Source organism: Mesorhizobium sp. M0048 (genome assembly GCF_040323405.1).
Lineage (GTDB): Bacteria > Pseudomonadota > Alphaproteobacteria > Rhizobiales > Rhizobiaceae > Mesorhizobium.
In genome coordinates this window covers 56875-68818 of the sequence record NZ_JAMYUV010000006.1, presented here as the reverse complement: position 1 = coordinate 68818, position 11944 = coordinate 56875, and the positions used below count along the sequence as shown (strand labels likewise).

Sequence of the window (11944 nt, the reverse complement as noted above, 5' to 3'; positions counted from 1 at the left end):
CCTCTTCGCGATATAGCGCCGTCACCATAGCGTCTGGGCTCAATCTAGATCATTTGGCGGCGCTGAAAACCGCAACCGAGAAGCTTTGTCGCCGCATATGCATTTTTCCTAAGCAAAAAGCCGGGCTGAACCCGGCTTTTTCAAGGATTATGTCATTACGGTTTTGTTATTTTGCGGGTGCGGCCGGAGCGGCGGGCGCCGCGCCTTCTGCCGGCTTGGCAGGGGCTGCGCCTTCGGCCGGCTTGGCGGGCGCGTTTTCGGCCGAGGCGCCGGGCGCCGGCAGCGGCTTCGGATTGTCCGACAGCGTGCGCAGATAGGCGATGACGTTGGCGCGGTCCTCATCCTTCGGCAGGCCGGCGAAGCCCATCGCCGTGCCCTTCACGAACTTCTTCGGCGAGGTGATGAAGTGGTTGAGATTGTCGTAGGTCCACTTCTCGCTGCCGCCCTTGGAGAACTCCTTCATGCCGGCCGAATAGGCAAAGCCCTCATGCTCGGCGACCGGACGGTCGATGATGTCCCACAGATCGGGGCCAACCTTGTTGGGGCCGCCTTTTTCGCCGGAGTGGCAGGCCTGGCATTTCTTGAAGATGGCGGCACCCGCTTCGGCATTGGCGGTGGCCAGCAGCTCGGCGATCGGCTTGGCCTCCGCGGCTGGAGCGGCCGGGCCGCCTTCGGCGGGCTCGGTCGCCTCGATGGCGAAGCCGGGCTTTTCCGGCGTCGGCGAGGCAAACAGCGCGTCAGATACGATGCCAACGGAAAAGACGATGAACACCGTGCCGAGGAAACCGGCGAGGAGCTTGTTGACTTCGTTGGAATCCATACGCCCCAGGCTCCCTTTTCCGGCGGACCGATCCGTCCACTCCGTCCGTCGGTATCGTGAACCACCCTGCGAGGCGGTCAAATCGCGCGGAAACTAGGTCTTTTGCTCCAGCGTTGCAACACCTATAAGGGCGCTGCCAGTGAGACCTTTTGCCACTTTTGTCCCCCTCTTTTTCGAGCCCCTGCCCGCCTCATGTCCACGCTCATCCTGATCCCGGCCCGCATGGCCTCGACCCGCCTGCCGGGCAAGCCGCTGGCCGACATTGCCGGCACTCCGATGATCGTCCACGTCGCCCGCCGTGCTGCCGAGGCGGGGCTCGGCCGGGTGGTCGTCGCCACCGATACGCAAGGCGTTGCGGAGGCGGTGCGCGCGCATGGTTTCGAGGCGGTGATGACGCGGGCGGACCACGAAACCGGTTCCGACCGCATCTTCGAAGCCCTGACCATTCTCGACCCCGGCAAGACGGTCGAGACGATCGTCAATGTGCAGGGCGATCTGCCGTCCATCGACCCCCTTGTTATCGGTGCCGCGCTGAAGCCTTTCGAGAACGCGGCGGTGGATATCGCCACGCTCTGCGTCGAGATCGTCCGCGATGAGGAAAAGACCAATCCGAACGTCGTCAAGCTGGTCGGCTCGCCACTCTCGACGACGCGGCTCAGGGCGCTCTATTTCACCCGCGCCACCGCCCCTTGGGGCGAAGGCCCGCTCTACCATCATATCGGCCTCTATGCCTATCGCCGCGCCGCGCTCGAACGCTTCGTTGCGCTAAGGCCATCGCCGCTGGAGCGCCGCGAGCGGCTCGAGCAGTTGCGGGCGCTGGAGGCTGGCATGCGCATCGATGCGGAGATCGTGCAGTCGGTGCCGCTTGGCGTCGATACGCCGGACGATCTCGAACGCGCCAGGGCGCTCCTTTCCAACTAAGAAATTCTTCCCCCAATTCCCGAGACTCCGCGCATGCCTGAAAAGACCAACAAAATATCCTTCCAGGGCGAGCCGGGCGCCAATTCCGACACCGCCTGCCGCAACATGTTCCCGTCGATGGAGCCGTTGCCGTGCCCGACCTTCGAGGACGCCTTCAACGCCGTCGAGACCGGCAAGGCCGATCTGGCCATGATCCCGATCGAGAACACCATTGCCGGTCGCGTCGCCGACATCCATCACCTCTTGCCGGAATCGAAGCTGCACATCATCGGCGAATACTTTCTGCCGATCCACTTCCAGCTGATGGTGCTGCCCGGCGTCAGGCGCGACGAGATCAGGACCGTGCACAGCCACATCCACGCGCTCGGCCAATGCCGCAAATACATCCGCAAGAACGGCTGGAAGGCGGCGGTTGCCGGCGATACCGCGGGCGCCGCCAAGATGGTCGCCGCGATGAAGGACCGCACCATGGCCGCGCTGGCGCCGGCGCTGGCCTCGACCCTCTACGGACTCGACATCATCGAGGAGAATGTCGAGGACACCGACAGCAACGTCACCCGCTTCGTGGTGCTGACCAAGAACAAGCAATGGGCCGAACGTCCCTCGGCCGACGCCAAGATGATGACGACCTTCATCTTCCGCGTCCGAAACGTGCCGGCGGCGCTCTACAAGGCGATGGGCGGGTTTGCCACCAATGGCATCAACATGACCAAGCTGGAAAGCTACCAGCTCGGCGCGTTTACAGCGACGCTGTTCTACGCCGACATAGAGGGCCATCCCGACGATCCGCTGGTGAAGCTGGCACTCGACGAGTTGCGCTTTTTCTCGCGCGAAATGCGCATTCTCGGCGTCTATCCCGCCAGCGCCTCGCGCGAGCAGTGGAAGGTGGCGGATTAGGATCCGGTCAGGTCAGGCCGAGCTTGTTCTTTTTGGCCGGCTTGCCGCATTCGCGGCGGGCAATCGACCGGTTCATGGCGTCGATCTTGCCGCTTGCCTGGTCGGCGTCGCGCTTGGCTTTTGAGCGAATATCCGGCGTGAACGGGCCAAAGCCCGTCGCCGGGTTGGAGAAGGACGGCTTGGCGTCCACCGGCAGATGATATTGCTGCGCCAGGCCGTTTCGTTGCGCCAGCAATTGATCGCAAGGCACCTTGTCATACAGCAGCGAGGACTGGACGTTTTCGTCCTGCCGTTCGGACATCGAATTGCCGACGCAGCCGGCCATCGCCAGGCAAGATGCCAAGACCGTCATGTTCCAGCGCATGAACGTGCTCCTTGTCTTTCGCCGCTGCGGCTTCTCATGCGCAGCGGCAGAAGTCTTAGCCAGATTTTACGCTGCCGGAAAGCAAGCTTGCCACTACGGCCAGCCCTTCGACCGGTTCGCGGCGATCCTGCCGGATGATCGTTGCCTGCAGCGACAGGACCGAAAAGCCGTCGGCATCCAGAACCCGCTCTATATAGCCTCGCGAATGCGCGTAGCGGCGCGACGGCTGCAGGGCGAAGCCGGCACTGTCAGACGATTCTCCGCCCGGGAGCGTCTCGACGGAGAACGCAAACAGACCGCCGCCGGCAAGCATTCCGGCAATCTTGTTCACCACCCTGTCGAGTGCGCCGACATAGATAAACACATCGGCCGCCGTCACCAGATCGGCTTTCGGGCCAGAATAGCAAAAATCCTGCAGGTCCGTCTTGACGAGCAGATCGTAGAGGCCTTTGGCGCGCGCCTGCCTCAGCATGCCGGCCGAGATGTCGTAACCCTCCAGCCGATCGGCGATTGGCCGCAGCTTCTGGCCCATGAGGCCGGTGCCGCAGCCGAGATCGAGCGCCAGCGAAAACCGGCCCGGCCGTGCTGCCCGGATGGCGCGGTCGAGGCATTCGGGCAGACGGTAGCCGAGCCTGTCGACCAGCTCACCCTCGAAGCTTTCGGCATAGTGGTCGTAAAGCGTCTCGACAAAGGCGCTGGGCGGCGCCTGGGCAGCCGCTGCCCTGCCGATCAATTGCAGCTTGAGCACCGCGCCGAGCCTGTCCGCCGGGTCGAGCCGCAGTGCCGTCGTCCAGGCCTGCGCGGCACGATCGGGCGCGCCCGCCGCTTCCTGCATCTCGCCGAGGCGGAACCAGCCGGCTGGCCATTGCGGCGCCAGTTCGAGCGCGCCGAGCAGCAATTCCGCGGCTGCCGCATGATCGCCGGATGCATAGAGCATTTCGGCATAGTCGGCGCGGCGGTCGGCGGTCAAATCGCCGGACGAGGTCTGGAGCGGTTTCATCGTGATCGAGTTCCGCCGGGTGTTTGCAGCCCGGCTTGCGCTCTATGCTGGAGTCAGCAGTGACTTACAACAGGCTTCCCGCGCCGGAATTAGCGCCTATCTTGGGGCCATGCGCGCCAGCGACCTGCTTCATCCCCGGCCGGAAGGGTTGTATTGCCCGCCCGGCGATTTCTTCATCGACCCGGTGCGGCCGGTCAACCGGGCGCTGATCACGCATGGCCATTCCGACCATGCCCGCTCCGGCCACCGCTCGGTAATGGCGACGCAGCAGACGCTCGATATTATGGGTCTGCGTTACGGCGAAGGTTTTGCCGGAACGACGCAAGCCGCCGTGCTCGGCGAGACGATTGCGCTTGGCGGTGTGGCCGTCAGCTTTCACCCGGCCGGCCATGTGCTGGGCTCGGCGCAGATCAAGGTCGCGCATCAGGGCACATGCATCGTCGCGTCCGGCGACTATAAACGCCAGAACGACGCGACCTGCGACCCGTTCGAGCCGCTCCAGTGCGACGTCTTCATCACCGAGGCGACGTTCGGCCTGCCGGTGTTTCACCATCCACCCGATTCCGAAGAGATCGCCCGGCTGCTGAAATCGACCGAACAGTTTCCCGAGCGCACGCATCTGGTCGGCGCTTATGCGCTGGGCAAGGCGCAGCGTATCATGCGGCTGCTGCGCCATGCCGGCTACGAAAAGCCGATCTACATCCATGGTGCGCTGGCCAAGCTCAGCGAATATTACCAGAGCCAGGACATAGATCTCGGCACATTGGAACCGGCGACCGTCGAGACCGGCCAAAAAAGCGACTTTGCCGGCGCCATCGTCATCGGCCCGCCATCCGCCTTCGCCGATCGCTGGGCGCGGCGCTTTCCCGATCCGATGTCGTGCTTCGCCTCAGGCTGGATGCGCATCCGCCAGCGCGCCAAGCAGGGCGGCGTCGAGCTGCCGCTGATTATCTCCGATCACTCCGACTGGGACGAGCTGACAGCGACGATCAAGGAGACCGGCGCGGAAGAAATCTGGGTGACGCATGGCCGCGAGGAGGCGCTGGTGCGCTGGTGCGAACTCGAAGGCATCGCCGCCAGGCCGCTGCATCTCGTCGGCTATGAGGACGAGGGCGATTGATGGCAATTGTTGAACCACCAATCGCGGGCGCCGCGATCCTTCACACCCCCCTCTGGCCTGCCGGCCATCTCCCCCGCAAGGGGGGAGATTGGCTTCTTCGCCGCCGCGCTCATTCCAGCGACGTTCGAGATTGGCGAAACCAGTCGCGACATCCGATCTCCCCCCTCGTGGGGGAGATGTCCGGCAGGACAGAGGGGGGCGCGAAGGATCGCAAACTTCCCCCCTTGGCGCTCCGCTCATGAACCGCTTCGCCGAGCTTCTCGACCGGCTGGTGCTGACGCCGTCGCGCAACGGCAAGCTGACGCTTTTGACCGACTATTTCCGCAGCGTCGAGGATCCGGATCGCGGGCTGGCGCTGGCGGCCATTACCGGCGATCTTTCCATCGCCGCGGTCAAGCCGGCAATGCTGCGCACGCTGGTGATCGAGCGCATGGATCCCGTGCTGTTCGGCTATTCCTACGACTATGTCGGCGACCTGGCCGAGACCGTGTCGCTGGTCTGGCCGCAAGCGCCTCTCGATATTGCGAACCACGCGCCGACGCTGGCCGAGGTAGTGGCCAAGCTGCAAGCGGCAAGCCGTTCCGACGGGCCACAGGTGCTGGCCCGGCTGCTCGACAGCGCCAGCACGTCTGCGCGCTTTGCCATCATAAAGCTGGTCACCGGCGGCCTGCGCATCGGTGTCTCGGCGCGGCTCGCCAAGCAGGCGCTGGCCGATTTCGGCAAGGTCGATATCGCCGAGATCGAGGAACTCTGGCACGGGCTGACGCCGCCTTATGCGGCTCTGTTCGCCTGGCTGGAGGGCAAGGCGGAAAAACCCAGGAAGACGGCGCTGGCGCTGTTCAGGCCAGTGATGCTGTCGAACGCCGTCGGCGACGGCGACCTCGAAAAGCTCGACCCGGCCGACTACGCGGCCGAATGGAAATGGGACGGCATCCGCGTCCAGGCGGTTTGCGAAGGCGGCATTCGCCGGCTCTATTCGCGCACCGGTGACGATGTCTCCGGCGCCTTTCCGGATCTTGCCGAGGCGATGGATTTTTCAGGCGCCCTCGACGGCGAGCTTCTGGTCGGTGACCCCAGGCAGGCGACGGGCACGTTCTCGGACCTGCAGCAGCGGCTGAACCGCAAGAGCGTGTCACCCAAGATCCAGCAGCAATACCCCGCCTTCATGCGCTGCTACGATGCGCTGCAGATTGGTGACGAGGATGTGCGGGGATTGCCCTTCCGCGAACGACGCGGCCGGCTCGAGGCCTTCGTCAGGACGCTCGATCCGGGTCGCTTCGATCTGTCGCCGCTGGTCGAATTCACCACCTGGCGGGCGCTGGAGGAATTGCGCCGCAAGCCGCTGCATCCGGTCATCGAAGGCGTCATGCTAAAGCGCTGGGATTCGCCCTATGTGGCCGGGCGGCCGAAGGGGCCGTGGTTCAAATGGAAGCGCGATCCGCACACGGTCGACGCCGTGCTGATGTACGCCCAGCGCGGCCACGGCAAACGCTCGAGCTTCTATTCCGACTACACATTCGGTGTCTGGTCCGGGCCGGAAGGATCGGAGGAGCTGGTGCCGGTGGGAAAGGCCTATTTCGGCTTCACCGACGAGGAACTGAGGCAAATCGACAAATATGTCCGCGACAACACGATTGAGCGCTTTGGCCCGGTGCGCTCGGTACGGGCCGACCGCAGACAGGGCCTGGTGCTGGAGGTGGCGTTCGAAGGGCTCAACCGTTCGACGCGGCACAAATCCGGCGTCGCCATGCGCTTTCCGCGCATTTCGCGGCTGCGCTGGGACAAGCCGGCCGCGGAAGCCGACCGCATCGAGACGCTGCAGGCGCTGCTCGATAGTTAATGCATGTCGCGCAAAAAGCGTGCAGCGGTTTTGCGCGACATGCGCCAAACAAGAACCTAAACTGCGTCGCATGAGGCCCGTCCGAACGCGACGTGCTTTACGGAACGACCGAGACGCGAATCTCGTAGATGTCGACCGACTTGCCCTGCTTGTCGAAGTCGGAATTGATGGCGATGGTGCCGGCAGCACCCGGATGCTTGTCGGGAAAGCGCACGTCGAACAGATATTCATTGCGCTCGCGACCGACGGCATAGCGCTTGCGGCCGCAGTCGCCGAGTTCGCCGAAATTGCAATCGACGGAAATCTGCGTCTCCTGGCCCTCCTCGGAGCGCGCGATGATGTCGAATGTGGCATGCTTGCCGGCGAGTTTTTCCAGCACGCCTTGCCCGACGTCGAAGCTGATGGCCGAACCGGATGCACCCGAGCGGATGCGCAGGAAGGAACCGCTTTCGTCCTGGATAACGTCGGCCTTGGCGTCCGACGGTGCATTGACCTGCGTCGGGTCACCCGGCGAAAACACGTTGATCCAGTCGCGCGCCTGGTCCGCCTCGCCCTGCTTTGGCGGCGAAGCGGTGTCGTCCGGCGTGAAATCATCGCCGTCGACCGTTGGCGGCGCTTCCGGCGGCGCCGTGTCGAGTTCGGTCGCCGATTTGAAGACGCCGGTCTGGTTGGCGAAATAAAGGCCGATGCCGGCGGCTGCGAGCAGCGTCACGCCGAAGAAGATCGCGGTCAAAGGCAGGCGCCGCCGCCTCGCCCGCCGGTCGTCGCGGTCGGGCGTCACTTCCGCGTCGTCGGTTTCGGCTTCGGTCGGAGCCGAGGCTCCCATGTCGATCACCGGCGCCTCGGGAACAGGCGCATCGGGCATTATGTCGGGGACGACCGGCAGGACGCGCGACCGGGGCGCATCGGATTCGGGCGGCTGCGCCGGACCGTCAACGACGACATCGGGCGACGGCGCGGGCTCGGCTTCGGCCGGAGGCTCCACCTCCGGTGCTGCCTCCAAACTGTCGGTCGGCGCGGCGACGTCGGTAACCGCCGGCAGGAATTCCGATTCGATTTCGGTGATCTTCGCCTGGACCGCCTTGCGGCGCTTGATGGCGACCTCCACCGTGACGTTTGGATTGGCCTGCAGGGCACGGTCGAGTGCCGCGAAAGCCGATCGATAGACCCGCTCGCGAAACGCCCGGTCGTCGGCATTGCCTTTCTCGAAGGCATTGCGGATCGCTTTTTCGATCGCGTCCAAGCGAATTCCCTCTGCAATTTCATTCACATTGCCATGATCGTTAGCCGCAGGCGACCAATCAATCAACAAGCGAGCGGCCGCATTCTGCCTTGCCGAGGGGCACAAAGCTCATTTCGGCGGTTTTCGGTAAAGGAATCAACATTTTTCGCTGATTTTCCCGGTCACGGCCAACGTGGCGGTCGCGCGGCGTGCCGATGCGGCATCACGCGGCCAATGGTAGATCCGCGCGGCGGCGGCCCTTGCGCCCGGCCGGAGGCGGCACGAATTGCCTCGTCCTGAAATCGCGACTGCCATCTTGAATTCGCGGCCGGTTGCGTCTATCACGCAGCCCATCCTGGAAGCTCGGCTTCCCGGGCCGCTTTAGCTCAGTTGGTAGAGCACATCATTCGTAATGATGGGGTCAGGTGTTCGAGTCACCTAAGCGGCACCAAAACTTCCATTTGTTTTCAGTGGCTTCCTTTGGCCTAATTGTTTTTCCCCTTGGCCTAAGGGGTATTCTGATCTGGTCTGACAAGAAACGATCTATCCAAATCTATCATTTTTTCAGAAAAAGCCTCAATTTTTTCAGTTACTTGCCTGAGTGCTGAGGGGACCACAGTACTGAGAATATTAGGCTCTCTCGCGAGATTAGAGGTCGGCGCGGCTTGCAAAAGCCCACCGAAAAACCAAATCGACACGCGGACGCAGTGCTCTCTTGCCGGAGGCACCTGACTCGGCGGATAGCGCTTTAGGGAGCCAGAATATGAAGTTTGAGAAGCCCATCGCGGCGAACTTAGAGAGTGAGCGAGACGTCGAGGATAAACTTCTCTATCCGCTATTGGTGGGCGACACCCCGTCCGGGTTAGGAATTAACCCATCGCAGGTAAGGGGTCAGAAAAACCTGCGAAGCTTTGTCATCGGAAAGGGTAGCGATCAGAAGAGCTACATTCCCGACTATGTGGTAGTTCACGGCTCACTTCCAGTGATGGTTGCCGAGGGGAAAAAGCCTGGTGCGGACATCCTCGGAGCCTTTCGAGAAGCGAGACTATACGCGAGCGAGCTTAATGCGCTGCATCCTAGTGGGCTGAACCCTGTCACACGAGTGCTCGCAACCGACGGTAACCGACTTGTTGCTGGTTGGCACGACCAAGCTAATCCTGTGCTTGACCTTCCATTCGACGAAATCGACCCCTACTCCACAAAGATGAGCGAGTTGGTGAATCTCTTCGGAGCCGAGACCTTAAATCGGTACTATCTTTCGCTTCTGCCGCACTTCAAGCCAGTGCGATACTGGAAGCCAGTAAAGCTCGTGGGAGGCCTATCCAAGCAGAAAGAGCAGCTCCCAATCAACTCGTTTGCAACGACAATCACCGCAGATTTCGGTCACTTGTTCAATCCACAACTCGGGAGGAACGACGATACATAGCTCGCCATGCGTACATCAGTTCTAAACGCCGCGAGCGATATATTGAACCTATCGACAGGGTTATTCGCGCGGCCACTCCTGCCTCAGTAACAGATTCCAAGACCCTCGATGATACCGAGAAGCCGTCAGAAATCATAAAGCCATTTCGTGCTTCACGCTCTCTCGAACAAAAGATAATGCTCCTGATAGGAAGTGCTGGTGCAGGTAAGTCGACCTTTGTCGATTACCTACAAGAGATAGCACTTCCAGCAGACATTCGATCTAAGACGCTGTGGATTCGAATAGACATGAATCCTGCCCCGATCTCTCGGGATGAAATCTATCCTTGGTTGCGTGAGGAGATCATCAAGGGCTGTCTCACTGCACAACCAAAGATTAATTTTTCCGATCTGGATATCTTAAAAGCGGTGCATTCGGTGGAGGTTAACGAGTTTCGGAAAGGCGAGGGGCGGCTTTACCAAAACACTCCGGGTTTGCACGATTCGAAGCTTGGAGACCTACTCGGCAGTCTAAAACGAGATCGTCATAAGGTGGCAGTCAACACTGCTCGTTACAGCACGAACGAGCGGGGCATTCTGTTGGTTATTGTCCTCGACAACTCCGACAAGCGCTTAAGAGAAGAGCAATTGCTGATGTTTGAGGCTGCACAGTGGCTTCAACGCGAGTTCCGTGGGTTGATAATTTTACCCTTGCGAGAAGAGACTTATGACAATCACAGAAACGAGCCGCCTCTCGACACGGCTCTAAAGGACCTTGTCTTCAGGATCGAGCCACCACTCTTCCAGAGGATTCTAGCCAGCCGAGTTAATTTGGCACTCCGCGAGCTTACGCAGAAAGGCCAGAAGCTTCTTAGGTATAATCTCCCAAATGGAATGCAGGTGGAATATCCTTCATCCGACCAAGGCTTCTATTTTTCCTCTATTCTTTTGTCTATATTCGAGCACGATCGATATGTACGTCGGCTCATCGTTGGCTTATCTGGCCGCAATATGCGCCGGGCTCTAGAGATTTTTCTAGATTTCTGCAAGAGTGGCGCCATATCGGATCTGATGAGATTACCAAAATTCGGCTCTCTGAGGGTCGCTATGTTCTTCCCATTGGTCTTGTAACCAACGTTCTACTTCGTGCAAGCCAGCGGTACTATGACAGCGACACCTCTTATCTAAAGAACCTGTTTTCTTGTGATATTCGCGACCTGCACCCGAATTTCTTCTCTCGGCTTGTAATTCTACAGACCCTGAAGAGGCATTACGACGCACCCGGAAACGAGCGCCTGAAGGCCTATTTACGCGTGAAGGACTTGCGTTCGATCGTTGAAAGATTCGGTGTAGATGCGGATATCTTTGATCGCGAGCTAGAATATCTCGTCAAAGGTTTCTGCGTCATCTGTGAGGATTTTCGGCAATCAAATATTACCGATTCAGATCTAGTTTCTATTGCTCCAGCAGGCCATGTCCATTTGGAGGTCTGCATGGATCAATATTACCTTGCGGCGATCGCTGAAGATAACTGGTTCACCAGTGAAGCGCGCGCGCAAGGCATCGCACAGCGCATAACCGATACGAGACGACATTACACCAACGCAACGATTCTGGACAACGCCGAGGACGTTCTCGATGAGCTTGAGATGCTCCAGGCAAGGGAGGTGGCAGCCTATAGAGCGATGTTCAACAATGATGAGCTTGCAGACTTGATCAGTCTGTCCAAGGCGAGGAGTCGCTTAAGTCGTTTTGAAAGTGAGGTGGTCGGCGGTCCGTGGGTAGGGGCTAACAAGCGCCATCCAGTCGGGACGGTGTCTCGATGCAAGGTATCCGGCTCTGCCGCCTTTGGGGTGTTCGTCGAGCTAGAGCGGGATTTTAATGGACTGATACACTCGTCGAGATTGCCCCAGAACTTTGCTTCCGATCCCCGCCTTAAACGTGGCGAGGAGATTGAAGTGAGGGTGCTAAACGTGGATAGGGTTGAGCGGCGTGTCGAACTTGAATGGATTAGGTAGACACTCCGGGTTGCCCTCAATCGCTAATTTTCGAATCCTTGCAGAGTGGCGATGATGCGACCGACAATGGGCAATCGCGCGATGGGCACGTCAAAAGAAGCCAAGTTCATCGCCACCCATCGTCGGCCGTTCCGGCCTGGCGTTCAACAGGGGGAGAAAATTATGGAAGAGGAAGACGACATCCTAAGCGACCTGAGCTATGTCGCCGAAAATTTCGACGATGTGGCGAAGGAAACGATCGTCCTGGTGCTGGAGGCTGCGATCGCCGAGATCATCGGCCTGAGAATTGCCGTGCAGACTGCCGCGTCGAAGGCGACACGGACGACAGACTGAGTTGT

Annotated in this window: 12 protein-coding genes and 1 tRNA gene; 9 read left to right on the top strand and 4 right to left on the bottom strand. The window is 60.5% G+C overall.

What is annotated here, in order from left to right; all coding sequences use genetic code 11:
* Window positions 1–166: 166 nt before the first annotated feature.
* Window positions 167–820 carry a c-type cytochrome gene (locus tag NKJ84_RS08500; protein ID WP_352476004.1) on the bottom strand — a complete coding sequence of 218 codons (654 nt, stop codon included), beginning with the start codon at window positions 818–820 and terminating at the stop codon, window positions 167–169.
* 192 nt (window positions 821–1012) lie between these two features.
* On the opposite strand from NKJ84_RS08500, the gene NKJ84_RS08495 reads away from it, so the two are divergent.
* Together NKJ84_RS08495 and NKJ84_RS08490 are read left to right on the top strand one after the other, a co-directional pair.
* A complete protein-coding gene (locus tag NKJ84_RS08495) occupies window positions 1013–1741 on the top strand; it encodes a 3-deoxy-manno-octulosonate cytidylyltransferase (protein WP_352506112.1) in 729 nt (242 codons plus the stop codon).
* A 33-nt stretch (window positions 1742–1774) separates the two neighbouring features.
* On the top strand, window positions 1775–2638 hold the full coding sequence (locus tag NKJ84_RS08490) for a prephenate dehydratase (protein ID WP_254816209.1): 864 nt from the start codon (window positions 1775–1777) through the stop codon (window positions 2636–2638).
* A gap of 7 nt (window positions 2639–2645) precedes the next feature.
* Here NKJ84_RS08490 and NKJ84_RS08485 read toward each other — a convergent pair whose 3' ends face one another.
* Together NKJ84_RS08485 and NKJ84_RS08480 are read right to left on the bottom strand one after the other, a co-directional pair.
* Complete coding sequence (locus tag NKJ84_RS08485) at window positions 2646–3002, bottom strand: hypothetical protein (protein WP_352506111.1); 357 nt, start codon at window positions 3000–3002, stop codon at window positions 2646–2648.
* Between the two features lie 55 nt (window positions 3003–3057).
* Window positions 3058–4002 carry a methyltransferase domain-containing protein gene (locus tag NKJ84_RS08480; protein WP_352506110.1) on the bottom strand — a complete coding sequence of 315 codons (945 nt, stop codon included), beginning with the start codon at window positions 4000–4002 and terminating at the stop codon, window positions 3058–3060.
* A 109-nt stretch (window positions 4003–4111) separates the two neighbouring features.
* Between NKJ84_RS08480 and NKJ84_RS08475 the strand changes: the two genes are divergently transcribed.
* A complete protein-coding gene (locus NKJ84_RS08475) occupies window positions 4112–5122 on the top strand; it encodes a ligase-associated DNA damage response exonuclease (RefSeq protein WP_352506228.1) in 1011 nt (336 codons plus the stop codon).
* A gap of 238 nt (window positions 5123–5360) precedes the next feature.
* Window positions 5361–6962, top strand: a complete 1602-nt coding sequence (locus tag NKJ84_RS08470) for a cisplatin damage response ATP-dependent DNA ligase (protein ID WP_352506109.1) — start codon at window positions 5361–5363, stop codon at window positions 6960–6962.
* A 97-nt stretch (window positions 6963–7059) separates the two neighbouring features.
* Here the strand turns inward: NKJ84_RS08470 and NKJ84_RS08465 are convergent, their stop codons facing one another.
* Window positions 7060–8205, bottom strand: coding sequence for a hypothetical protein (locus NKJ84_RS08465; protein WP_352506108.1), 1146 nt, complete (start codon window positions 8203–8205; stop codon window positions 7060–7062).
* A gap of 354 nt (window positions 8206–8559) precedes the next feature.
* Between NKJ84_RS08465 and NKJ84_RS08460 the strand changes: the two genes are divergently transcribed.
* From NKJ84_RS08460 to NKJ84_RS08440, 5 genes are all read left to right on the top strand, one after another.
* Window positions 8560–8635 (top strand) — tRNA-Thr (locus NKJ84_RS08460).
* A 312-nt stretch (window positions 8636–8947) separates the two neighbouring features.
* Window positions 8948–9610, top strand: coding sequence for a hypothetical protein (locus tag NKJ84_RS08455; protein ID WP_352506107.1), 663 nt, complete (start codon window positions 8948–8950; stop codon window positions 9608–9610).
* Window positions 9611–9786: 176 nt separating this feature from the next.
* The gene (locus NKJ84_RS08450) at window positions 9787–10719 is read left to right on the top strand and encodes a hypothetical protein (protein WP_352506106.1); all 933 of its coding nucleotides are present in this window, start codon (window positions 9787–9789) and stop codon (window positions 10717–10719) included.
* Between the two features lie 182 nt (window positions 10720–10901).
* Window positions 10902–11606, top strand: a complete 705-nt coding sequence (locus tag NKJ84_RS08445) for a S1 RNA-binding domain-containing protein (RefSeq protein WP_352506105.1) — start codon at window positions 10902–10904, stop codon at window positions 11604–11606.
* 162 nt (window positions 11607–11768) lie between these two features.
* On the top strand, window positions 11769–11939 hold the full coding sequence (locus NKJ84_RS08440) for a hypothetical protein (RefSeq protein ID WP_352506104.1): 171 nt from the start codon (window positions 11769–11771) through the stop codon (window positions 11937–11939).
* Window positions 11940–11944 lie beyond the last annotated feature (5 nt).

Bases quoted from the DNA above. Each gene is read 5' to 3' on its own strand.
- NKJ84_RS08500 (WP_352476004.1), bottom strand. From the start codon at position 820: ATGGATTCCAACGAAGTCAACAAGCTCCTCGCCGGTTTCCTCGGCACG.
- NKJ84_RS08495 (WP_352506112.1), top strand. From the start codon at position 1,013: ATGTCCACGCTCATCCTGATCCCGGCCCGCATGGCCTCGACCCGCCTG.
- NKJ84_RS08490 (WP_254816209.1), top strand. From the start codon at position 1,775: ATGCCTGAAAAGACCAACAAAATATCCTTCCAGGGCGAGCCGGGCGCC.
- NKJ84_RS08485 (WP_352506111.1), bottom strand. From the start codon at position 3,002: ATGCGCTGGAACATGACGGTCTTGGCATCTTGCCTGGCGATGGCCGGC.
- NKJ84_RS08480 (WP_352506110.1), bottom strand. From the start codon at position 4,002: ATGAAACCGCTCCAGACCTCGTCCGGCGATTTGACCGCCGACCGCCGC.
- NKJ84_RS08475 (WP_352506228.1), top strand. From the start codon at position 4,112: ATGCGCGCCAGCGACCTGCTTCATCCCCGGCCGGAAGGGTTGTATTGC.
- NKJ84_RS08470 (WP_352506109.1), top strand. From the start codon at position 5,361: ATGAACCGCTTCGCCGAGCTTCTCGACCGGCTGGTGCTGACGCCGTCG.
- NKJ84_RS08455 (WP_352506107.1), top strand. From the start codon at position 8,948: ATGAAGTTTGAGAAGCCCATCGCGGCGAACTTAGAGAGTGAGCGAGAC.
- NKJ84_RS08450 (WP_352506106.1), top strand. From the start codon at position 9,787: ATGCTCCTGATAGGAAGTGCTGGTGCAGGTAAGTCGACCTTTGTCGAT.
- NKJ84_RS08440 (WP_352506104.1), top strand. From the start codon at position 11,769: ATGGAAGAGGAAGACGACATCCTAAGCGACCTGAGCTATGTCGCCGAA.